This is a genomic window from Winogradskyella rapida (assembly GCF_042675845.1).
Lineage (GTDB): Bacteria > Bacteroidota > Bacteroidia > Flavobacteriales > Flavobacteriaceae > Winogradskyella > Winogradskyella rapida.
In genome coordinates, this window is the sequence record NZ_JBHTKM010000063.1 from 68,263 (window position 1) to 92,603 (window position 24,341).

Below are 24,341 nucleotides of genomic sequence, written 5' to 3' on the forward strand. Positions count from 1 at the left end.
ATGAATACAAATTCTAACACCAAAACAGAGATTACTTTTGACGATTTTAAAACAGAAGTTTTAAACGACTACAAACTCGCTGTCACAAGCCGAGAATGTAGCTTACTAGGTCGTCGAGAGGTCCTCACTGGTAAGGCTAAATTCGGCATATTTGGTGATGGAAAGGAGATTCCGCAAATTGCTTGGGCTAAGGCCTTTAAAAATGGCGATTTTAGATCGGGATATTATAGAGATCAAACCTTTATGATGGCTATTGGTGAGCTTACCATAGAACAATTCTTTGCCGGCCTCTATGCAGATACAGATTTAAATAACGAGCCAATGTCTGCCGGACGTCAAATGGGAGGTCACTTTACAACGCACAGTTTAGATGAAAATGGACAGTGGAAAAATTTAACAGAACAAAAAAATTCTAGTGCCGATATCTCTCCTACTGCAGGGCAAATGCCACGATTATTAGGATTAGCACAAGCGTCTAAAATTTATAGAGAAGTTGATGGTATCGATACAACTAAATTCTCCAAAGAAGGTAATGAAATCGCTTGGGGTACCATTGGTAACGCCAGTACAAGTGAAGGTTTGTTTTTTGAAACCATAAACGCTGCCGGTGTATTACAAGTACCTATGGTTATTAGTATTTGGGACGACCAGTACGGTATTTCAGTACACGCCAGACACCAAACAACAAAAGAAAACATTTCTGAAATTTTAAAAGGATTTCAGCGCAATGAAAAAGATAAAGGTTACGAAATTTTTAGAGTCGATGGTTGGAACTATCCTGAATTGATTGACACTTACCAACGTGCTGCTAAAATTTCTAGAACCGAACATATTCCGGTGATGATTCACGTACAAGAATTAACCCAACCTCAGGGGCATTCTACCTCAGGATCTCATGAACGTTACAAGAATCAAGATCGTTTAAAATGGGAGGCAGAATACGATTGTAATGTACAAATGCGTCATTGGATTATTGAAAACAATATTTCTACCGACGAAGAACTAACCGCTTTAGAGCGTAGTATTAAAAAAACCGTTAGAGAAGGTAAAAAAGCGGCCTGGTCTGCCATCATCAATCCTATTATTGAAGAACGCAAAGAGGCCTTAGCACTATTAAGCAACTTAGCGAACTCTAGCCCAAACGCTGCCTTTATTACCAAATTAAAAAATGAATTAGCTGGTTTTGACGAGCCTTTAAGAAAGAATATTTTATCGGCAACGCGTAAAGCTTTACGTTATGTGGTTTCAGAGCAAACTCCTGAAAAAGTAGCGCTTCAGAATTGGGTGAATAATTATTTAAACAATGTTCAACCTAAATACAGTTCGCACTTACATAGCCAATCGGAACAAAGCCCTTTAAATCAAGCTGAAATTCTTCCGACGTATAACACTGAAGCTGAAGAAGTAGATGGACGTGTGGTACTTCGTGAAAATTTTGATGCCATCTTTACTAAATATCCTGAAGCCTTAATTTTTGGTGAGGATGCCGGTTATATTGGAGATGTGAACCAAGGTTTAGAAGGTCTTCAAGAAAAACACGGTGAACTTCGTGTTTCAGATACCGGAATTAGAGAAGCAACGATTATAGGACAAGGTATTGGTATGGCCATGCGAGGGCTTAGACCTATTGCAGAGATTCAGTATCTCGATTATATTATGTACGCGCTACAGATTATGAGTGATGATTTAGCGACTGTGCAATACCGAACTAAAGGCCGCCAAAAAGCACCTTTAATTGTACGAACGCGAGGACACCGTTTAGAAGGTATTTGGCATTCTGGTTCTCAAATGGGTGGAATTTTAAACCTTATTAGAGGTATTCATGTTTTAGTTCCTAGAAACATGACCAAAGCCGCAGGATTTTATAACACCTTACTAGAAAGTGACGATCCAGCTTTAGTCGTAGAATGTTTAAATGGTTACCGTTTAAAAGAAAAATTACCGAATAATATTGGCGAATTTAAAACCCCAATCGGTGTAGTAGAAACCATCCGAGAAGGGGAAGATATCACTTTAGTGTCTTACGGTTCTACCTTAAGACTTGTGGAGAAAGCAGCCAAAGAACTGGTGCAAGTTGGTATTGATGTAGAAATTATTGATGTACAATCTTTACTTCCTTTTGATATTAATCACGACATCGTTAAGAGTATTGCTAAAACCAATCGTGTTATGGTCATTGACGAAGATGTTTCTGGAGGTGCTTCAGCTTATATTTTAGATGAAATTTTAAATACTCAAAACGCATTTCAGTATTTAGATAGTGCTCCAAAAACTTTAGCCGCAAAACAACACCGTCCGGCTTACGGAACAGATGGAGATTATTTTTCTAAACCGTCTACCGAAGATATTTTTGAAGCTGTTTACGATGTGATGCATGAAGTAAATCCTACAGCACATCCAAAATTACGCTAATCACAATTTCATTATAAGTTTAAAGACCTTCTTTTTATACAAAGGAAGGTTTTTTTATGCAGAATGGTTTTGTAGTATGAAAATGTCAATAGAATTATTTAACTTTCAACACATCTATAACCAACACTGATTATATGCTTACAAAAGAAATTCTTAGTTCCTTCAAATCTAAAGCCGATCTGGTCAATTTTATTAAAGATCATCAAACCGATCATCCCACGTTCAAGGCGGCCTTAGAAAAATATTATTACGAACAAGAATTACTTCCTTTACAAGCCGAACTTGTAGACTTTCAGCATTGGGTACAGAAAGAGAATAAAAAAATTGCTATTATTTTTGAAGGGCGTGATGCTGCCGGAAAAGGTGGGGCAATAAAACGTTTTACTGAACATTTAAATCCGAGAGCGCGTCGTATTGTGGCACTTAACAAACCTACTGAAATTGAAAAAAATCAGTGGTACTTTAACCGCTACATCAAGGAACTTCCTAACGCTGGGGAGATTGTATTTTTTGACCGAAGTTGGTATAACCGTGCTGTTGTAGAACCCGTGATGGGCTTTTGCAGCCAAGCCCAATATAAGCGATTTATGATTCAGGTGCCTGAGTTTGAACACATGCTGTATGAATCTGATACCATTATTATTAAATTTTGGTTTTCGGTATCGAAGGACGAGCAACAACGCCGATTTGAAAAACGTTTAAAGAATCCGCTTAAAAAATGGAAGTTTAGCCCTGTAGATGAAAAAGGTCAAGAATTATGGGATGAATTTACCACCTACAAAAACCAAATGTTCTCCAGAACACACAACGCCTTTAGTCCTTGGGTGGTTATAAAATCTAACGATAAAAAACGAGCCCGCTTAGAAAGCATAAAATATGTATTAAGTCTGTTTGATTATGATAATAAAGGAAGCAATTGCGACTCCATATTACCCGATCCTAACATTGTACAGCGTTATTTTAGAAACACCGTTCAACTAGACCGTTAACCAATCCCGCTTTAAGATGACTGATAAAAACATACAACTTCTCAATACTAAGAAAGGCATTGAAGCTTTATTAAGACAAAAGCAATTTAATATTTCCAAAACTTTAAATACTATAAAGTACGAGAAACGCTTGGAAAAACTTCAGGAAGAAATGCTCATTTTACAACAATGGGTAGCCAAAAACAACAAGAAAGTTATTATCCTTTTTGAAGGTCGAGATGCCGCAGGAAAAGGTGGGGCCATAAGACGTGTTATACAACACTTACCCCCTAGAGCCATCCGTGTGGTAGCCTTGCCAAAACCTAATGAAACAGAAATGGGACAATGGTATTTTCAACGTTATATTAAGCGTTTACCTAATGAGGGAGAGATTGTTTTTTTTGACCGTAGTTGGTACAACCGTGCTGTGGTAGAACCTGTAAATGGATTTTGTACGCCAGCCGAGTATGAAACTTTTATGAATCAGGTTAACGACTTTGAAAAAATGATTCAGGACTCCGGAATTTATTTGCTCAAACTATATTTTTCAATTACAAAAAGCGAACAAGAACGCCGTTTTAAAGATATTGTTAGTACCCCAACTAAAAAATGGAAATATAGCGATGTAGACCGCCGTGCCATTTCGTTGTGGGATGAATACACCAAATACAAAGAAGTGATGTTTGAAAAAACACAGGTCGCCGCACCGTGGAAAATTATAAAGGCCAACAGAAAAACCAACGCTCGCATTAATGCTTTTGAGTACATCTTAAAAAGTATTCCTTACGAAACTAAAAACGTTAAGAACATAAAACATCAAACTATAAAAATAGTCTTAAAAGATTAAAAAGCCCTTCGCACTAAAATAAAGGTTTACCCACACGCCTTATGCCCTATTTTTAAGTTTGACTATTATATTATGAAGATTGAATCTATTGTTACCATAAAAAAAGAATTAAAACACCGCTCTCAAGACGAACTGCTAGAATTGTGTTTGCGCTTAGGAAAATTTAAAAAAGAAAATAAAGCCCTACTCACCTATTTATTGTTTGAATCGCATGATGAAGACGGTTATATTGCAAGTGTTAAGTTAAGTTTAGACGCCTTATTTGAAGGCATGAACACGGACAGTTATTTTTATATGAAGAAAACAATTCGAAAAATATTACGCGAAATCCGTGTGTACAGTCGGTATTCCTTAAAGAAAACGACCGAAGTAGAATTGCTCCTTTATTTTTGTGAACAAATGAATATGTTAAGACCATCCATTCATAAAAACACCACATTGAGTAATATTTACGAGCGCCAAATCCTTTCCATAAAAAAGAAAATTTCCGTGTTGCATGAAGACCTACAATACGATTATAATGTTCAATTAGATGCTTTATCTCATTAGGTGTACTCTCCACAAAGTATCCGTAAAAGCGTTGCGCTACTTCAACCTATAACCGCTCTATTAGATTGCCTTTTAAGGTAATTTAAAGGCTAAAATTTAAGCACAATCATATAACTGCAATAGAAACCCTGTATGTTAATTTTGATAACACAGTCTGGGAAGCTAACAAAAAAGCACTGCTTAACTTTATTGAAAAGAAGCATCCTGACTGGCATGGCGTAGGCTACGACCAAACACAATCAGGAGCTAAAAAACTTTTAAAAGCAATCACCTTAGTCCAAACAGAAGCTAAGACTAAAACCGAATAAACAGAATTATTGTTTATGCACTTTCTTGCTTCCTTTATACATTTCGTATTTTACTAATCGGGCTTCGAGTTTTGCATTAAAGACTTTAATTTTACGTGAAGGTCTTAGGCCTACAAATTTTAAAGCTTCAAGATTAGATGTAATTAACCAAGCATTGGTATTAGGATAACCATGTTTTAGTGTAGTACCGATATTACCATAAAACTCTTCAACATTTAAATTATCTAAACGCTCCCCATAAGGCGGGTTAAACACCATGTGTAACTTCTCTTCACCGGCTTTCTGAGTTTTAAAGAAATCTTCATGCTGAATTTGCACAAATTCATCTAAATGTGCATTTTTCATATTTTCTTTAGCCTTAGCCACTGCAGAAGGCGACTTATCATAACCGTAAATTTTATGATGAAAATCGCGGGTCTTTTTAAGTAACGATTCTTCAATTTTTTCAAATAAATCAACATCCCAGTCTTCCCAACGTTCAAAAGCAAATTCTTTTCGCATTAAGTTTGGCGGAATGTTACAGGCAATCATAGCGGCCTCTGCCAACATCGTTCCACTACCACACATCGGATCCATAAAATCGGTTTGACCATCCCAACCGCTCATCATTATTAATCCGGCAGCTAAAACTTCATTAATGGGAGCAATATTTGTTGCCGATTTATAACCACGTCTATGTAAGGATTCTCCAGAAGTATCTAAAGAAATCGTACAACGCTGACGGTCTATGTGAACATTAATCTTTAAATCTGGAAAGCGTAAATCAACATTAGGACGTGTCCCACCATTCTCTCTAAAACGGTCTACAATAGCATCTTTAGTTTTTAAAGCGGTATACTGAGAATGCGTAAATACACTATTATGAACGGTAGCATCTACAGCTAAAGTTCCGGTAGCTTTTAAATGGTTTTCCCACTTTATATTTTTTACATGCTTATAAAGATCCTCTTCTCGTGCCACCCTAAAGGAATGGATAGGTTTTAAAATCTTTATGGCCGTTCTAATTCCTAAATTAGCCTTATACATAAAGCCTTTATCCCCAACAAAACTAACATTACGCACGCCTTTCTGCACCTCCATAGCGCCCAGTTGCGTTAATTCCTTTGCTAATATATCTTCAAAGCCAAATAAAGTTTTGGCTAACATTTTGTAATTACTATCCATAAATTTCGTCAAATTGTTCGCACTCATTCTAAGCCTTTATAAGCTCTAAAATCTGTGCTTTTTTAAGTCGTGTTTTCTATGATTTTTAACTCTTATACCGCTATGGCACAAAAAAATCATGAACATTTCCTCTAAAAGCCAAACTTTTTGATCTAAAACTAAAAGTCCCTATGAGTTCGTTGCAAAAATACAGTATTTTTGCAGGATGGCATCCTAAATTTTAAACTAGGCTGCGAGGTTACCATATAGGGTTAAAGTATAGTTATTAATTTTACACTTACAACCTAAATGTTAGGGCTATAAAACAAGACTTAACAACCTAATTTTTAATAAAAAAACCTCTCTATTTAACGAGAGATGAATATGACAAAATCAACAGAACATTGGTATGCATCGTGGTTTGACACCCCTTACTACCATATTTTATATAAAGACAGAGATTATACGGAAGCGCAAACTTTTATGGATAACCTCACGGATTACCTTAACCTTCCCGAAGGCGCTAAAATTTTAGATTTAGCCTGTGGAAAAGGGCGGCATTCTGTGTATTTAAACTCTTTAGGTTACCAAGTTACTGGCGTAGATTTATCAGAACAAAGTATTACACATGCCAAACAGTTTGCTAACGAGACCTTAGACTTCAAAGTTCATGATATGAGCCAGCCCTATCCAGAGACTTTTGATGCTGTTTTTAATCTTTTTACCAGTTTTGGTTATTTTGATGATGAAAAGTGTAACCTTGAAACCATTAAAGCTATAAAATCAGAGTTAAATACGTATGGCTTTGGGGTTATCGATTTTATGAACACCAATTTTATTATCGAACAATTAATACCTGAAGACACCAAAACCGTAGATGGGATTACGTTCCACCAAAAACGCTCGGTGAAAGAGGGTTATATTATAAAAGATATTAGTTTTGAAGCTGATGGGCAACACTTTGAATTTCAAGAACGTGTTAAAGCCTTTACTCTAAAGGATTTTGAATTGTTATTTGAAAAAGCAGGCGTGCATTTGTTAGATGTATTTGGTGATTACAAATTAAACAAATACCACTCGCAAACATCAGAACGTATGATTATGATATTTAAATAGATGACATGAATAGTTATTTATTACCCTTATTTGCGGTTGGTATCGGTGTTGTGATTGCTTTACTTACTAAAAAGCAAAAATCAATCTACACCAAACTGCTCTTATCCTTTAGTGGGGCTTTTTTATTGGCTTTAACTTTTTTTGACTTACTTCCTGAAGTTTACGAAAACATAGACGCTAAACTTACAGGCCTCTATATTATGTGTGGTATTTTGCTTCAAATAATCTTAGAATTCTTTTCTAAGGGAGCAGAACATGGGCACGTGCATATTCATAAAAAAGATAAAACCTTTCCGTGGATGCTGTTTGTAAGCTTAAGTATTCATAGTTTTTTAGAAGGATTTCCTATCCATCAACATAACGATATGGTCTATGGGGTTTTAATTCATAAAATACCCATTGCAATATTAATTACCACCTTCTTACTACAGTCGCATTATAGCAAATTACAAATAACCTTATTTTTAGTTATTTTTTCAGCTATGACCCCAATAGGAACGTTAATTTCTAATACCTCTAGTTTTATGACAACTTATGTAGATATGATTAACGCTTTTGTTATTGGAATCTTTTTACACATCTCTACCACCATTTTATTTGAAACTGGTGAAGGTCATAAATTTAATTTATCTAAATTAATTGCCATTAGTTTAGGTATAGTAATCGCTTATTTTATTTAAATGTTTTCAAAAGAAGAATCAAGATTATTACGACAAGAATTCTGGATCAGTTTCGGGAAATCATTTCCGAGAAAATGGTTATTGTATGATACTAAAATAAAAGGATTTTCGTTTAAATTTCATTTCGATACCAAAAGCGCTCTTATTGCTTTAGATATAGAAGATGATTTAGAAAACCGTATTAACTATTGGGAAAAACTAACCGCTTTAAAAGGCATTTTAAAAAATGATTATCTCCCTGGAGCAATTTTTGAAGAAGCTTATATTTTAGAGAATGGTAAAGAAATCTCTCGGATCTATCTGCCTTTAGAACAGAAGGTCTCCATCCACAATAAAAATACTTGGCAAGAGGTAATGCTGTTCTTTAACGAAAACATGGACCTGTTTGAAAGCTTTTTTCACGAGTATAGCGAAATCATAAAAGGCTAAACACTTAGGACTTAAAGCATATTTCAACTTCTGAAATTATTTTCACATCACTTTGATAATAAGGCGTTTGACGCTCATTTTTACAAGCCGCATATAAAATAGAACGCTTTAGCTTTGTTAAATTTAAATTAAAAGATTTTGTTTATATGAGACCTATACCCTAGTTTTGCTCACTGAAAATGAAAAACGCGCTTAGAAAATATACAGCATTAATTGTTTTTTTATTACTCAGTGCGATAGCGAATTTAAACGCTACTCCCCATTTTAGTAATACATTAAACAAAGCGGCACTCCAAACCTTAGGAGTCGCTTCGCATACATCTTCGTGTGTTTATGAAGGGCGTTCAAATTCAGCAATAGTCACCCCTTATAATCAAGAAAAAGATCATAGCAAGGCTGTTGAAGTTGTAGAAAGCAACTCTGCTGAAGACGAAGAAACCTCTTCAAGAAAACCCGATTATAAAGCGTTTTTTGAAATTGCGCTTATCAACGCTATTTTACTTGAGCAATCAACGCATCAACGTAAAAAGAATGCCTACCGGCCACAAGGTGCTTTTACAGAGCACAGTCTCCCTCTACACGTACAATTCCAGGTTTTTATAATTTGATTAAGGACAGACAGATCACCACACTACCCTTGGTCTGTTGTCAATTTTTAGGTTTAGAGTTTTAAAAATCAAACTCTTAAAGCACAACCCTTTTCTGGGTTTGCCAACTTATTATATCATTTTATAAAAAAATTATCACGTGAATATCATAAAAAAAATCTCCATTTTCACAGGAGTCGCTATGCTTTTAGGATTAGCAAGCTGTGAAGAACACAAAACAGAACAACATGAAGTAGCCTCTTTCTTGGTTACTAATCCCATAAAAAAAGACACCTCCATTACTAAGGATTACGTCAGCCAAATTCATGCCATGAGGCATATTGAATTAAGAGCTTTAGAAAAAGGCTACCTTAAACAAATCTTTGTAGATGAAGGCCAGTCAGTAAAAAAAGGGCAGCCCATGTTTCAGATTATGCCCAACATCTATCAAGCCGAATTACAAAAGGCTAAAGCCGAATCTAATGTTGCTGAAATAGAACTCACTAACACGCAATTATTAGCCGATGGCGATGTCGTATCTCCAAATGAGCTTGCCATGGCAAAAGCCAATTTAGAAAAAGCAAAAGCCGATGTGGCTTTAGCCCAAACGCACTTAGGGTTTACAAGTATAAAAGCCCCTTTTAATGGGATAATGGACCATTTAGAAGCTAGAGAAGGAAGTCTTTTAGATGAAGGAGAATTATTGACGACACTATCAGACAACCATAAGATGTGGGTGTATTTCAATGTTCCTGAAGCCGAATATCTCGATTATATTATGAGCGACGCCAAAAAGAACAATACCAGTGTTGAACTTTTAATGGCGAATAATAAACGGTTCAATCAAAAAGGAATTGTTGAAACTATTGAAGGGGAATTTGATAGCGAAACCGGAAATATAGCCTTTAGAGCGACCTTCCCTAATCCGGATGGTATTTTAAGACATGGCGAAACCGGAAGTATTCTTATGCGTGTTCCTTACGAAGAGGTTATTATTATTCCACAAAAAGCCACGTTTGAAATCTTAGATAAAACTTATGTATTTGTCGTAGATAAGGACAACGTTGTACACCAAAGATCCATTACTATTGGTGCAGAATTACCACATTTATTTATTGTAGACAAAGGTCTTAGTGAAACCGATACCATACTTCTAGAAGGTATTAAAATGGTAAGAGACCAAGAAAAGATCCATACTGAAAACGTAGATCCAGAAACAGTACTATCTAACCTAGCGCTTTACGCTGAGTAAAACGCTATTAAGCTACAAAAATCATGTTTAAAAGATTTATAAAAAGACCCGTCTTGGCTATTGTCATTTCGGTGATCATCGTATTTATAGGGGCGCTTTCCATAAAGCAGCTACCTATATCGCAATTACCACAAATCGCACCAACCACAGTTAATATCTTTATCGCTTACCCGGGTTCTAGTGCCGATGTTTTAGTAAATTCTACCCTTATACCCCTAGAAACTGCTATAAACGGCGTGCAAGATATGCGCTATATCGCTTCAGATGCCACAAGTGCGGGTGAAGCCACTATTAGAGTTATTTTTGAACCGGGTACCGACCCTAATGAAGCTGTGGTTAGAGTTAAAACTCGTGTAGACCAAGTGATGCCCTTACTCCCAGAACTTGTACAGCGAGAAGGGGTTATTATCACTCCAATACAACCGAGTATGTTGATGTATGTCAACTTGTCCAGTACAGATAAAAATAACGACGAGAAGTTTCTATACAACTATGCTTACACTAAAATTATTCCTGAAATACAACGTATTAAAGGGATTGCCAGTGCCAAAATTTTAGGAAGTCGTAAATACGCCATGCGTGTATGGCTAAAACCCGACCGTATGCGGGCTTACAATATTTCTGCGGAAGAAGTATTAGAAGCCATGGAAGAGCAAAGTATCTTAGCAAGACCTGGACGACTAGGGCGAAGTTCTGGTATTACCTCCCAATCGTTAGAGTACGTTTTAACCTATCAAAACCGTTATAACGAGCCCGAACAATATGAAGACATTATTATTAAAGCCAATAAAGAAGGTGAAATAGTAATGTTAAAAGATATTGCCGATGTTAAATTAGGGAGTGAATTCTTCGATATTTACTCCAACTTAGATGGTAATCCTTCTGCATCTATCGTTTTAAAACAAACTTTTGGAAGTAATGGTAGTGATGTCATTGATGCTGTTAAAGAAAAACTTGATGAACTTGAGGTGGACTTACCTCCTAATGTTGATTTTCAAATTAGTTATGACGTCTCCAACTTCTTAGATGCCTCTATAGAACAAGTTATACATACTTTAAGAGATGCCTTTTTCTTAGTAGCCATTGTGGTCTTTATATTCTTAGGTGATCTCCGTTCTACGCTGATCCCTATTATTGCGGTTCCGGTATCCTTAATTGGTGCCTTTTTTATCATGCAAATGTTTGGTTTATCCATCAATTTAATCACCCTTTTTGCATTAGTACTTGCTATTGGTATTGTGGTCGATGATGCTATTGTGGTGGTAGAAGCCGTCCATGTTAAGATGGAAGAAGAGCACCTAAGTCCTTACCAAGCGTCTAAAGAAGTTTTAGGTGAAATTGGAGGTGCTATTATCGCCATTACTTTAGTGATGATTTCGGTGTTTATTCCTATTTCATTTATGACGGGTCCTGTTGGGGTATTCTACCGTCAATTCTCTATTACAATGGCAGGTTCAATTTTTATTTCCGCCCTTGTTGCTTTGACATTGACCCCTGTTTTATGTGCCATGTTACTAAAAAACAACCACGGAAAACGTAAAAAATCCTTGATGGATCGTTTTATCGATTGGTTTAATAATGGTTTTGAAAAATTAACTGGAAAATACGTGCTTATCCTCAATAAAATTGTGGCGCGACGCATTTTAACTTTTGGGGTGTTAGCCGCATTCTGCGCCGGAATTTATTTTACCAATCAGGTCTTACCTTCGGGCTTTATTCCTAATGAAGATCAAGGAATGATTTATGCCATTATTCAAACCCCTCCTGGCGCAACTTTAGAACGTACCAATGCTGTCGCTAAAAAACTTCAAGCAATTTGTGAGGAAACTGAAGGTGTAAAATCTGTAACCTCTTTAGCGGGTTACGAAATTATGACGGAAGGTCGTGGTTCTAATGCGGGAACTTGTTTAATTAATTTAGAGTCCTGGTCAGATCGTCATCATTCTGTTCATGAAATCATGGAAGAACTCGAAGAAAAAACCAAAGACTTAGGAGCCGTTATAGAATACTTTGAACCTCCTGCAGTACCTGGTTTTGGGTCTTCTGGTGGATTTGCCTTACGTCTTTTAGACAAAACCAACTCTACAGATTATCACCATTTTGAGAATATTAATAAAAAATTCATGGAGGCTTTATCAGAAAGAGAAGAGCTAAGTGGTTTGTTTACCTTTTACTCGGCAAACTACCCACAGTATGAATTGAAAATTAATAACAAAATTGCCATGCAAAAAGGGGTTACCATCGGTAAAGCTATGGAAAACCTCAACATTTTAATTGGTAGTACTTATGAGCAAGGATTTATCCGTTTTGGACGCTTCTTTAAAGTATATACCCAAGCCGCTCCAGAATATAGACGCTTGCCTACGGATCTCGACAAGCTTTTTGTTAAGAACGAAGAAGGAGAAATGGTCCCTTATTCGGCATTTATGAGTATTGAAAAGAAATTAGGTCCTAACGAGATTACCCGTTACAACCTCTACAATTCAGCCTCAATCCGTGGGTTACCTGCGAGTGGTTTTACCAGTGACGATGCTATTAATGCCATAAAAGAAGTAGCCGCTAAAGAATTACCTAGAGGCTATGATATTGCTTGGGAAGGCCTATCTTTTGATGAAGCCAGTAGAGGAAACGAATCCATTTACATCTTCATTGTGGTTTTAGTTTTTGTATACTTTGTCTTAGCGGCACAGTACGAAAGTTTCTTACTTCCTTTAGCCGTAATTCTATCGTTGCCAATCGGAGTCTTTGGATCTTTCATTTTATTAAAAACCATGGGACTTGCCAATGATGTCTACGCCCAAATTGGTGTGATTATGTTAGTGGGCTTACTCAGTAAAAACGCCGTATTAATTGTGGAGTTTGCCGTCCAGAAGCGACAGCAAGGCGCTAGTATTTTAGAAGCTGCTATTGAAGGTTCTAAGGCCAGATTTAGACCTATTTTAATGACCTCTTTTGCCTTTATCGCAGGTTTAATTCCTTTAATTATTGCTTCAGGTGCTGGAGCTATAGGAAATAGAACTATAGGGGGCTCTGCTTTAGGAGGAATGCTTATTGGTACCCTAGGTGGTGTATTAATCATTCCAGGACTTTACTACATTTTTGCGACAATGGCAGACGGAAAAAGCCTTATTAAAGATGAAGCTCAAGAGCCTATTTCAGAAGAAATGATGCGTGTTAGTGAAACGAAAAACCAAAGTGATGCCAATGCTGAAGAAATCAGTAAGCTCCGAAAACTATTGAAAAAACTTCGTAAAAATAAAAACGATGAATAATATATTAAACCTAAGAAAATCACAGCTTATTGGTGTGTTGGCCTTACTAGTCTTCTTTTCTTGCGTGCCTACACAAGAGGCCGTAAGACAAGAAAATAAGACCGTACCTCAACATTACCAAAACGACGCTAAGGATTCTGTTAATACCGCAGCCCTACCTTGGAAATCCTTTTTTAAGGACCCTAAATTAATCGCCTTAATTGATACGGCTCTGGCAAACAACCAAGAACTTCAAATTATGCTACAGCAGATTGCTATTGCTAATAATGAAGTTAGTGTAAGAAAAGGAGAATATTTACCTTTTGTTAATGCTTATGCAGGTGCCGAAGTTGAAAAAGTAGGCGAATACACTAGAGCTGGAGCTGTAGAGCAAAACCTAGACATTAGAGATGGAGAAGAATTCCCTGAGCCTTTAACCGATTTTTCGGTGGGCTTAGCGGTATCTTGGGAATTGGATGTTTGGAAAAAACTCCGAAACGGAAAAAAAGCTGCGGTCTTAGAATACCTAAGTACTATTGAAGGTAAGAATTTCATGATTACCAATATTGTTTCTGAAATTGCCAATTCTTATTACGAACTCTTGGCTTTAGATAATCAGCTGAGCATTATAGAGCAGAATTTAAAAATTCAGAATAATGCTTTAAAAATGGTGAAATTGCAAAAGCAAGCCGCTAGAGCCACCCAATTGGCCGTAAGACGTTTTGAAGCGGAAGTGTTCAAAAATCAAAGTAATAAATTTGAAATTCAACAGCACATCACAGAAGTTGAAAATAAAATTAATTTTCTCCTAGGACGCTATCCGCAGCCTATAGACAGAAATTCTAATGATTTTATAGAGCGCCCTATCGCTGCTATTGCAACGGGAATTCCTTCTCAACTTTTAGAAAATCGTCCTGATATTAAACAAGCGGAGTACGAATTAGAAGCTTCAAAACTCAATGTTAAAATCGCAAAAGCCAACTTCTACCCTTCTATAGGCATACAAGCTGGCGTGGGTTTACAGGCTTTTAAAACCAAATATCTAACTCATACTCCTGAGTCACTTTTATATTCTTTAGCGGGTGATATTGTAAGTCCCTTAATTAACAGAAATGCCATTAAGGCCGAATACCGAAACGCGAATAAAAAGCAGTTACAAGCCGTTTTTGAATATGAAAAAGCCATATTAAACGGGTATTTAGAAGTGTCTAACACCTTATCTAATATTCAGAATTTAAAAGCGAATTATGATTTAAAAGCGAAGCAGGTTGAAGCTATGACAGATGCCATAGACCTGTCTATTCAGCTGTTTAAATCGGCAAGAGCGGAATACACAGAAGTCCTTCTTACACAACGTGAAGCTTTAGATTCAAAATTAGAAATTATTGAAACTAAAAAAGATCAATTTTTAGCGCATATAAAAATGTATCAAGCTTTAGGTGGCGGTTGGAAATAAATTAAGTTTTCAGCCTTTAAAAAAGCCATTTTGCTCTATAGCAGAATGGCTTTTTTTTTGGATCAAAAGCAACATCAAAAATCCCTTAAGACATTGTATTATTCAACATAAAAATGCAACTTATTCTAAGTACAGCCCTAGATAAAGCGTATATTTATACCCACTAAATTTATAACTGAACTAAAAAATAATTTAAACAACCAATGGACGTATTTAGTATCAAAGCACTACGGCAAATTTCTCAAGGTCACGCTCGGCCTTTCGTTACAAATTCTAGAATAAAAGGAGTTCAACTTCTTATCATTTCGGCAGTTTTTGCAAGTTGCACACCAAAAAGTGCTTACCATGATTATGTTTCTGATGTTTACCAAACTTCACAACAGGGCGACAATCTTAAATTAATTTCGGAAAACGAAACCCCTACTGCGGCTTCAGATCTTAAAAAGGTAACAATAGAACTTCTTCCAAATGAAGAATTTCAAAAGTATTATGGCTTCGGAGCTTCGTTTACAGAATCTTCGGCTTGGAATTTAGCCACTATTCCTGTAGAAAAACGTAAAGATGTCCTCACCAAACTTTTCAGTCCAACGGAAGGTGCCGGATTTACGCTAACACGAACTCATATTAACAGTAGTGATTACTCTAACACGCACTACTCATATGTAGAAGCAGGAGATGAAGACCTTTCAACATTTAGCGTTCATGAAGACATGAAAGGCTTTAGTGGCGATGAAAACGACCAAGTACGCGGTATCGAATTAGTCGATGCGAGCTACGATTTAATTCCTATGATTTTAGAAGCTTCTAAAATTCCAGGTGCCGATTTTAATATTATAGCTTCACCGTGGAGTCCGCCATCATGGATGAAAACTGGAGAAACTGCTGAAATGACAAACGGAACTTTACGTCCTGAATATTATGGATTATGGGCTGAATACCTTTCTAAATATATTACGGCTTATAAAGAACAGGGTATCACCTTATGGGGTTTAACGCCACAAAATGAGCCCTTACATGCCATTGATGCGATGTGGGATAGTAATGGATTTACACCAGAACAAGGAAGAGATTTCTTAAGAGATCATCTTGGACCACAGCTAGTAAAAGACGGTCACCTGAAACTTGATGACTTAGAAGCTGGACTTCGCGTTTTAATTTATGACCATAACAAATCGACCATGAACGATTATGTCGCGCCAACCTACGAAGATCCTGAAGCGTCTAAATATGCTTGGGGAACAGCGTTTCATTGGTACACCAACTCGGAACTAAAAGCAAATAACTGGTATGCTGATGAGTTAGCTGAATTGCAAAAAAAATGGCCTAATAAAGCCATGATTCATTCTGAATCTAGTATTGATATTGATGCCAATGAACCTATCGGACAGTATTGGAGAGCGAGCACGGATTATGCCGGAACCTTTGTTCCTTTTGAAACCTATGCCTATGATATTATCACCGATTTAAATCACGGAACCCAAGGTTATGTAGAATGGTGTAGTATTTTAAGTCATAAAGGACAACCAAATCCTTATAATAATTATAATAGTGCTCCTGTTCTTATCAATCCTGAAACGGATGAAGTTATTTATACACCACTATACTATTTATTGAGTCACTTTAGTAAATTTATTCGTCCTGATGCTCATAGAATTGCCTTAAAAGGAGATTCGATTGATGGCCTAATTTATACGGCTGCTAAAAACACGGATGGCTCTATCGTTGTTGTCGCTTTTAACAGAAATGATGAAGCACATAAATTAGAGATTACTCTAGGGGATAAAACTTTTACAAGTCCAATTGCAGCTAGAGCAATGCAAACCATTCATTTAAAAGCAAACAAATAGCATAAGCTATTGGTTTTAAGCAGATTTAAAAGCTCCATCATTTAAAAAATGAATTAGCTTCTATAAGTCGCAAGGAAACACATACTACTTCTATACTTGAACTATTCGCGACGCACAAGTCGTGAATAGTTCTTTTTCTTTCTAAAAAGATGTCATCTTCATAAGCGCCACAACATTTAAGCCCTAAGCGGCTTTAAAACCACATCTTTATCCCGTAGTGCGGACTTATACTTCTTTTTAATCTTCCCAATATTACCATAAATACTTACGATTTTATTAAAACTTCCGCATCTTTGCCTTAAAAGAAGACTTGTGGATTTTACAGAAAAAAAACTTATCATATTCGATTTTGATGGCACCTTAATCAACAGCATTCCAGATCTTACAGCTGCCGTTAATATCATGTTATCTCATTTTAAAGCTGAACCGCTAAGCATTGCTCAGGTTACCCCATTTATTGGTAACGGGGCGCAACCTCTAGTAAGACGTGCGCTTGAAGCTTCCTTTCCTAAAGACGATCTCACGGAGTCGCTTTTTGAAGATGCTTTTACCCGATATTTAGAAGCGTACAAAAGTATTACCTGTAAAGATACTTTTGTGTATCCTGGGGTTTTAGATACCTTAAATTATTTAGACCAAAAGGGCTATTCGATGGTTATTTGCACCAATAAACCTTACGCATATATTGCTCCTATTTTAGAGGCGTTAGAAATTAAAAGTTTCTTTAAACTTTGGGTTGGTGAAGATTCCTTGCCAGAAAAAAAACCAAGTGCTATGCCACTTTTACATCTTACAGAAGCTATGGGAACAAGCATTGCCCATAGTGTGATGGTCGGAGACTCTAAAAATGATATTCTTGCGGCTCAAAATGCAGGCATACAAAGTATCGGTGTGAGCTATGGCTATAATTACAACGAAAACATTTCAGACTATAATCCTACGGTCGTGGCAGATCAGTTTACGGAGCTTCAAGACTTATTTTAAGATGAATAAAATTTATAATGTTGGCATCATTGGAGGTGGTGTTTCTGGTGTGGTAACGGCTTTAGAAATGGCAAAACACAATATTGATAGTATTTTGTTTGAACAAGCCAATAGCGTTGTTAACGGCCCTCCTTTTTGTCACTTACATGCAGGTGGAAATTTATACCCGGATATTTCGGATGAGCAATGCCGAATCTTGATGAAGCAATCTATTGCCATGGCCCGTTTATTTCCGGAATCTATAGACCAACGCCCAACCTTTATTAGTGTTCCTAAATCTGAAAAATACGATATTCATACTCTATTAAATCGCTTGGATATGCTAGTAGGGTATTACCAAAGTTTAATTGATGAAGATCCTTCAAATGAAATTTTAGGCGCTCCGCAGGATTATTACAACCTTTATACCGAAGCTGATTTAATCGCTTTAAGCGAGAAACCTGCTTATAAACGACCTTCGACTCCCGATCAGTGGATGGCCAATTCCGTAAAACTCATTGATTACAAAAAATTAAAAACACCGGTAATTTTAGTTCAAGAATATGGTTGGAATCTCTTTAGATTAGGCGCACAGGCACAATTAGCCTTAGAACAGTCTTCAAACTGTAGTCTTAAAACCAACACCAACGTAAACCACATTAAAGATGTTAGAGCTGAGAGTTTGGATTATAATTGGGAAATACAGACTAAAGACGAAGTTTATAAAGTAAAATATCTTGTAAACTCATCGGGTTATAAAACCGGACAAATTGAGGCATCCTTACAGTTAAAAACGGAACGTCTTATAGAATTCAAAGCGGCCTATGTTTCTAAATGGGAACCGCAACCCGGCTTACTTCCTGAACTTATTTTTCATGGAGAACGGGGTACACCCAATGGTATGGTGCAATTAACGCCTTACGCTGAAGATTTTTACCAAATACATGGTATGACGGAGGAGATCACCTTGTTTAAAGATGGTCTTATAAAGTCTAAAGCTAACGAGGCACAACCGCAGTTTAATGAAGACATTAACCTAAAGCTTTATAAAGGTTGGGCCACTAAAGATGTAGAAAGCAGAACTGAAAACGCTATTGCCTCGGTTGGTCAGTTTGTACCTTCTTTTAAAACCGCTACAGTTGGAGGTCCTCCCCTTTTTGGAGCACAGCAAATACGTGGTAACGACCCTAATTTAAGAGTCGGTGAAGTGAGTTTTCCAAGTCCGTTTTATGCCCGAAGCGAAATTATAAAAGCCTCTTCAGCATTAACCGTAGCCCATCAAATTATGGCTAAACTTCAGGACGAAAACATTATTCCTGCCTTAGCAAATACCTCCTTAGAAAATGAGATTTTAGAGGCTATTGATACGGAGGCAATTAACCGCTTTGCATCGCAACTTGCTAAAGAACGTGGATATCCCGAAGCCTTATCGCGATTAGTTATTGAACGTCAATAAAAAGCCTTTAGTAAAATTAATTATCCCCATCGCGCCACAAGGCGTCTTTGGGGATCTACCATCTGCGTCCAGGTCATGTTCTAATTATTAGATCAGATAGAATTCGAAAAAAATTCAAAAACTACGACCGAAAAAAATGTTTAACATACCTCATGAAATAAGTTGCAATTCTAGGACATTGAAAAGGATTAAGGCGTCTTTTCGGCCTTCATACAATAACCTATTTTCAACGTCATCATTCACATTTTGAATCTTGAATTACAAACCGCAATGTTATTGTTTTAAAAGACTTAAAAGGAAGTTTTAAATTAATAGCACATATAATACCAAAGCTTGATAACGCAAAAAACGCTATGATAAAGAAGTATTTCCTTTCTCATAGCGTTTAATTTTTTTAGACACTCAAAATAATGGTTTTACACCAATTCATCAACTAAGGCATTCACCTTCATTGTGCCTGCTGTTTTTAACTGCGTATGCCAATTGAATGCTTTTTCTAAAAGATGCGGAGTTTGTCCTCCTGCTTTATTAGCTTCTTCAAAATAAGCTAACATTTGCGCTTTATATTCAGGATGCACACAGTTTTCAATAATACGTTGAGCACGTTCTACAGGCGCTAATCCTCTTAAGTCTGCCAAACCTTGTTCCGTAACCAAAACATCCACATCGTGTTCCGTATGGTCTGTATGAGACACCATTGGGACCACATGAGAAATACGTCCTTCTTTAGACATTGACGGACAGGCAAAAATACTCAGGTAACCATTTCTTGCAAAATCACCAGAGCCTCCAATTCCATTCATCATTTTAGTCCCTCCAATATGGGTAGAGTTTACGTTACCATAAATATCAACTTCAATAGCTGTATTTATACCAATAACGCCAAGTCGGCTAATAACTTCAGCAGCATTACTAATATTTTGTGGTCTTAATAAGAGTTTATCCTTATACTGTTCAAAATTACTAAACACCTTATCAGAACAAGCTTCCGTGATGGTAATTGAGGATGCAGATGCAAAGGTCAGTTTTCCAGAATCAAACAATTCAAAAGTACTATCCTGAAGTACTTCAGAATACATTGTAAGATTTTTAAATTTAGAATCTTTAAACCCCGATAGAATAGCATTGGCCGTCTTTCCTATCCCGGCTTGTAAAGGCAACAAAGATTCCGTTAAGCGACCAGCTTCCACTTCTTTCTCTAAGAACTCAAGAATATGCTTAGAGATGGCTGATGTTTTTTCATCTGGATCTGCAATCACGGCAGGACTGTCTGGAACTTCGGTATAAACTATAGCCAAGACTTTACTTGGATCTATTTTAATAAACGGATCGCCAATTCTGGTGTCCGATTCGGTAACCGGTATAATCTCTCGATGCGGTTGTTTCTTTAAAACCTTAACATCATGGATTCCCGCTAGAGACTCTGGGAATGTGGTGTTAATTTCAATAATAATTTTATCTGCATTTTCTGCAAATACAGGCGAATTCCCTACAGAAGTCGTCGGTACAATATGGCCCTCTTCAGTAATAGAAACCGCTTCAATTATAGCGATATCAATTTTATAGGTATCAATTTTCTGAAGCATATCTGCCGTTTGCCCTAAATGCTGATCTACATAAAGCACTTCATGGCCATTAATACTTTTTCGTAATGTGGGATCGGCCTGAAAAGGTAATCTTTTATAAAGCGCTCCGTTTTTTGCTAGATCGGCATCCGTATCATAACCTAAAGAAGCACCACTTAATACAGTTACTTTAATATCTTCTACCAAAGCTCGTTTTGCAACTTGAGGTAAAACTGTTTTACTATCGCCTGCTTTTGTAAAACCACTAACCCCCAAGACATGACGGTTTTTTATATGTAAAGCAGCCTGTTCTGCCGTCTGTATTTTATCTAAATAAGCGGGGTATTTAATTCGTTGCATAATATTAAGTATTTAGTAATTTTTAGGCGTAATAATTACCTATTTGATTGTTATTTTTAGTTTAATTAAGTTTTTCTCAAAACTATACTGCAATTTATATAAGATATTTAATGTCTATTTATTCACATAAGACAATCTTTTATTAATTTCGTACAATCAACGTCCCATTTTCACTATTATGAATACAAAGTATTATTTAACCGAAGTTGACAAGAACCCTTTAAGCATTTATTGCTACCATAATCTTATGGGGGAAACCTTTATAGAATCGCACCACCATGATAAGGGGCAATTTTTATATACGGAAGGTGGTGTGGTCCATGTAAAAACCAAGAATAGAATTTACTTTTTACCAGCACGGCATTATATGTGGATCCCTCCAGGACTACAACATGCTATTTATCCGAGTTCGCCTAAAGTTATAATGAGAAATCTTTATTTTCCGGTTCCTACAAACGCGGGGCGCTTTTATTATAAAGAAGGAATTTACCCGATTAATAATTTATTAATGGAACTCTTATTGCACACCAAACAATGGAATGGCGATATTGTAAAATCGCAACGAAATAAATTTACAATAGCCCTTGCGTTTAAAGCCTTATTAGAGCAAACCGTATCGCGATCTTTACATATAGAACTCCCGCAAGCCACAGACCATCGCTTAATAAGCATTATAAAATATCTTACAGACCATATTCATCAAGAACACCTTTTACCAGAATTAGCGTCTCGTTTTAGCATGACGGACAAATCGCTCTACCGTTTATTTAAAAAGGATGTCGGGATGTCTTTTATTAAATACTATACGCAATTACGGATATTTAAATCCTTAGAATATTTAATGAATTCCGACTATACCATTTCTGAAATTGCGAACATGATTGGCTATACAAGTTTACCTACCTTTAGTAACACCTTTAGTAAAGTAATGGGAAAGCGCCCTTCTGAATACCGAAAATCCAATGAGATTTATTTAGAGGATTAAAGGTTTGCTCACTTCAATTTACGATTTACAATCCTCCAAACCCCATTGATCTAAAGCCCTAAGAATAGCTTCTAAAGATTGTCCGCGGGCACTTAATTGATATTCGACTTTAGGGGGCACCACCGGATAGACTTTTCTAGTAATCAGGCCATCGTCTTCTAATTGTCTTACGGTTTGGGTAAACATCTTATTGGAGATGCCTGGAATTTTCTTTTGAAGTACTCCAGAACGCAGCCCTCCTTCCAATAAATGAAATAATATTAATGGTTTCCACTTGGTCCCAATAAGGTTCATGGTATAATTTAAGGGACAATGATGTGCTTTATTCAAAATTAAAATCCTTTTAAAATCCTGATATTCTATAATTTACTCGTTTAGGTAACTATACTACTTTTTAGTAAGTTATTGCCCAAGAAGCAAATATAGACTAATTTTGTCATCTAAAAAACAAGTACTTATGAAAGACAAGAAGCATTATCCAAAATCATTTTCACATATAGGAATTACAGTTCCAGATCTGAAAGCTGCAGTAGAATTTTATTCTGAAGTTATGGGTTGGTATGTTATTATGGAACCTTCAACCATAAAGAAAGAAACCGATACGGCCATAGGCCAAATGTGTATTGATGTTTTTGGTGACGATTGGACCGAGTTTGAAATTGCGCATTTAGCAACTTCTGATGGTATTGGTGTAGAATTATTTTCTTTTCCACATGGCGTTAAGGAAGCTCCAGAATTCAACCCTTTTAACACAGGTCTTTTTCACTTTTGTGTGCAAGACCCCAATATTGAAGACCTAATTGAGAAAATTAAGGCGTATGGCGGAAAACAAAGAATGCCAATTAGATCATATTATCCGGAAGATAAACCTTTTAAAATGTGTTATGTAGAAGATCCTTTTGGGATTGTATTTGAAATCTACACTCATAGTTACGAGTTAACCTATTCTTCAGGTGCTTACACCAAATAAGCCTATATAAAACAACAACTTGCTTTTAGGTGACGCTAGAAAATTTCTCAGCAGATCACTCTAAAAACAAGTTGTTGTTATTTTTAATTCTGTAACTAAGGCCAGCTTAGCGGACAAAACGCCCTGAAACATTTCCTTCAATGATGGAAATAACTTCTTCTGCATTGGCGTAATTCACATCCCCTTCATAGGTATGCTTTAAGGCACAGGCTGCACTAGCAAATTGCATGGCTTTAAAATCGTCATATTTCTGCAACCCATGAATAAGTCCGGCAGCAAACGCATCTCCGGTCCCAATACGATCTACGACATGCGTAATATCTAAATCTTCAGATTCTCTAAATTCTACGCCATTCCACATACGCGCTCTAATTTTATGCCATGAGGAATTTAAGGAGGTTCTTATTTTATCGAAAACTTTTTCTATGGACGGAAACGTCTCCATTAGTTGCTGACTTGCTTTTAAGAAATCATCGTTAGAATAGCTGTAGTCCGTACCGAGCACTTCATTGATTTCGTTAATACCACCAATAAATATATTAGAGTATTGCAATAATTCTTTTAAAGCCTCTTTAGGATCCTTACCGTATTTCCATAAACCACTTCTATAAGTAGGATCGGCAGAGACAGTAATGCCTTTTTCTTTCGCTAAGACCAAACCTTCTTTTAAGGTATCAAAAGCACCTTGTGTTAAGGCTGGCGTAATCCCTGTCCAATGAAACCAACTTCCTTTTCTAAGCGCCTTATCCCAATCTACCATAGAAGGCTCTACATCTGAAAAAGACGAATGCGAACGATTATAAGATATTTTACTCGGACGCATCACCGCACCAACTTCTAAGAAATAAACCCCTAAAGGTCTTGAAGAAAATTCTATGGAAGACGTACTCACGCCAAATTTACGGATATAAGCTAAGGCGGTTTCCCCAATAAAATCATTAGAGACCACACTAATGTGCTTCACTTTACCTCCAAAATTTGCGATAGAGATGCCCACATTTAATTCTGTGCCTCCAAAATAAAACTCTGCAATATTAGATTGCATAAATTTCTTATTTCCGCGTGGTGAAATACGCATTAAAACTTCTCCGAATGTAATAATTTGCTCCATGTAACTGTTTTTAAATTCTCCAAAAAAATTATTTTGGGTACTATAAAGAATGGCACTTTTAACAATACGGTGTATTGAACATTAAA

At 36.5% G+C, this 24,341-nt stretch carries 20 protein-coding genes; 16 read left to right on the forward strand and 4 right to left on the reverse strand.

What is annotated here, in order from left to right; translation table 11 throughout:
* The 4 genes from ACFQ13_RS07770 (at nucleotide 1) to ACFQ13_RS07785 (ending at nucleotide 4,776) form a co-directional block, all read left to right on the forward strand.
* A complete protein-coding gene (locus ACFQ13_RS07770) occupies nucleotides 1-2,412 on the forward strand; it encodes an alpha-ketoacid dehydrogenase subunit alpha/beta (protein ID WP_386115930.1) in 2,412 nt (803 codons plus the stop codon).
* Nucleotides 2,413-2,546: 134 nt separating this feature from the next.
* Entirely contained in the window at nucleotides 2,547-3,401 is an 855-nt protein-coding gene (gene ppk2, locus ACFQ13_RS07775) for a polyphosphate kinase 2 (RefSeq protein WP_114309048.1), read from the forward strand.
* Between the two features lie 16 nt (nucleotides 3,402-3,417).
* Nucleotides 3,418-4,227 carry a polyphosphate kinase 2 gene (gene ppk2 / locus ACFQ13_RS07780; RefSeq protein WP_386115933.1) on the forward strand — a complete coding sequence of 270 codons (810 nt, stop codon included), beginning with the start codon at nucleotides 3,418-3,420 and terminating at the stop codon, nucleotides 4,225-4,227.
* Nucleotides 4,228-4,299: 72 nt separating this feature from the next.
* Entirely contained in the window at nucleotides 4,300-4,776 is a 477-nt protein-coding gene (locus tag ACFQ13_RS07785; RefSeq protein ID WP_386115935.1) for a hypothetical protein, read from the forward strand.
* A 314-nt stretch (nucleotides 4,777-5,090) separates the two neighbouring features.
* Here ACFQ13_RS07785 and ACFQ13_RS07790 read toward each other — a convergent pair whose 3' ends face one another.
* Entirely contained in the window at nucleotides 5,091-6,248 is a 1,158-nt protein-coding gene (locus ACFQ13_RS07790) for a THUMP domain-containing class I SAM-dependent RNA methyltransferase (RefSeq protein ID WP_386115937.1), read from the reverse strand.
* Nucleotides 6,249-6,611: 363 nt separating this feature from the next.
* On the opposite strand from ACFQ13_RS07790, the gene ACFQ13_RS07795 reads away from it, so the two are divergent.
* The 10 genes from ACFQ13_RS07795 to ACFQ13_RS07840 all read left to right on the forward strand — a co-directional run bounded on the left by ACFQ13_RS07795 (nucleotide 6,612) and on the right by ACFQ13_RS07840 (nucleotide 19,264).
* On the forward strand, nucleotides 6,612-7,343 hold the full coding sequence (locus ACFQ13_RS07795; protein WP_386115939.1) for a class I SAM-dependent methyltransferase: 732 nt from the start codon (nucleotides 6,612-6,614) through the stop codon (nucleotides 7,341-7,343).
* A gap of 5 nt (nucleotides 7,344-7,348) precedes the next feature.
* Nucleotides 7,349-8,023 (forward strand): ZIP family metal transporter, encoded by a 675-nt coding sequence (locus tag ACFQ13_RS07800; RefSeq protein WP_386115941.1) that lies wholly within the window; start codon nucleotides 7,349-7,351, stop codon nucleotides 8,021-8,023.
* Nucleotides 8,024-8,452 carry a DUF4268 domain-containing protein gene (locus ACFQ13_RS07805; RefSeq protein WP_386115943.1) on the forward strand — a complete coding sequence of 143 codons (429 nt, stop codon included), beginning with the start codon at nucleotides 8,024-8,026 and terminating at the stop codon, nucleotides 8,450-8,452.
* 179 nt (nucleotides 8,453-8,631) lie between these two features.
* Nucleotides 8,632-9,060 (forward strand): hypothetical protein, encoded by a 429-nt coding sequence (locus ACFQ13_RS07810; protein ID WP_386115945.1) that lies wholly within the window; start codon nucleotides 8,632-8,634, stop codon nucleotides 9,058-9,060.
* Between the two features lie 148 nt (nucleotides 9,061-9,208).
* The gene (locus tag ACFQ13_RS07815; RefSeq protein WP_386119401.1) at nucleotides 9,209-10,291 is read left to right on the forward strand and encodes an efflux RND transporter periplasmic adaptor subunit; all 1,083 of its coding nucleotides are present in this window, start codon (nucleotides 9,209-9,211) and stop codon (nucleotides 10,289-10,291) included.
* A gap of 23 nt (nucleotides 10,292-10,314) precedes the next feature.
* Nucleotides 10,315-13,563 carry an efflux RND transporter permease subunit gene (locus ACFQ13_RS07820; protein ID WP_386115947.1) on the forward strand — a complete coding sequence of 1,083 codons (3,249 nt, stop codon included), beginning with the start codon at nucleotides 10,315-10,317 and terminating at the stop codon, nucleotides 13,561-13,563.
* Nucleotides 13,556-14,998 carry a TolC family protein gene (locus ACFQ13_RS07825; protein ID WP_386115949.1) on the forward strand — a complete coding sequence of 481 codons (1,443 nt, stop codon included), beginning with the start codon at nucleotides 13,556-13,558 and terminating at the stop codon, nucleotides 14,996-14,998. The genes ACFQ13_RS07820 and ACFQ13_RS07825 overlap by 8 nt, the downstream gene beginning before the upstream one ends.
* Before the next feature lie 203 nt (nucleotides 14,999-15,201).
* Nucleotides 15,202-16,845, forward strand: coding sequence for a glycoside hydrolase family 30 protein (locus tag ACFQ13_RS07830; protein WP_386115952.1), 1,644 nt, complete (start codon nucleotides 15,202-15,204; stop codon nucleotides 16,843-16,845).
* 312 nt (nucleotides 16,846-17,157) lie between these two features.
* Nucleotides 17,158-17,829 (forward strand): phosphoglycolate phosphatase, encoded by a 672-nt coding sequence (locus ACFQ13_RS07835; protein WP_386115954.1) that lies wholly within the window; start codon nucleotides 17,158-17,160, stop codon nucleotides 17,827-17,829.
* A 1-nt stretch (nucleotide 17,830) separates the two neighbouring features.
* On the forward strand, nucleotides 17,831-19,264 hold the full coding sequence (locus ACFQ13_RS07840) for a hypothetical protein (protein ID WP_386115957.1): 1,434 nt from the start codon (nucleotides 17,831-17,833) through the stop codon (nucleotides 19,262-19,264).
* 416 nt (nucleotides 19,265-19,680) lie between these two features.
* Here the strand turns inward: ACFQ13_RS07840 and ACFQ13_RS07845 are convergent, their stop codons facing one another.
* The gene (locus ACFQ13_RS07845) at nucleotides 19,681-21,189 is read right to left on the reverse strand and encodes a succinate CoA transferase (RefSeq protein WP_386115959.1); all 1,509 of its coding nucleotides are present in this window, start codon (nucleotides 21,187-21,189) and stop codon (nucleotides 19,681-19,683) included.
* Between the two features lie 178 nt (nucleotides 21,190-21,367).
* Between ACFQ13_RS07845 and ACFQ13_RS07850 the strand changes: the two genes are divergently transcribed.
* Nucleotides 21,368-22,174: a helix-turn-helix domain-containing protein gene (locus ACFQ13_RS07850; RefSeq protein ID WP_386115961.1), complete on the forward strand. Its 807-nt coding sequence runs from the start codon at nucleotides 21,368-21,370 to the stop codon at nucleotides 22,172-22,174.
* Between the two features lie 18 nt (nucleotides 22,175-22,192).
* Here ACFQ13_RS07850 and ACFQ13_RS07855 read toward each other — a convergent pair whose 3' ends face one another.
* Nucleotides 22,193-22,468, reverse strand: coding sequence for a winged helix-turn-helix transcriptional regulator (locus ACFQ13_RS07855; RefSeq protein WP_386119403.1), 276 nt, complete (start codon nucleotides 22,466-22,468; stop codon nucleotides 22,193-22,195).
* A 163-nt stretch (nucleotides 22,469-22,631) separates the two neighbouring features.
* On the opposite strand from ACFQ13_RS07855, the gene ACFQ13_RS07860 reads away from it, so the two are divergent.
* Nucleotides 22,632-23,144 carry a VOC family protein gene (locus tag ACFQ13_RS07860; protein WP_386115963.1) on the forward strand — a complete coding sequence of 171 codons (513 nt, stop codon included), beginning with the start codon at nucleotides 22,632-22,634 and terminating at the stop codon, nucleotides 23,142-23,144.
* Between the two features lie 106 nt (nucleotides 23,145-23,250).
* On the opposite strand, the gene ACFQ13_RS07865 is transcribed toward ACFQ13_RS07860, so the two are convergent.
* A complete protein-coding gene (locus ACFQ13_RS07865) occupies nucleotides 23,251-24,255 on the reverse strand; it encodes a sugar kinase (protein WP_114309032.1) in 1,005 nt (334 codons plus the stop codon).
* Between the last annotated feature and the right edge of the window lie 86 nt (nucleotides 24,256-24,341).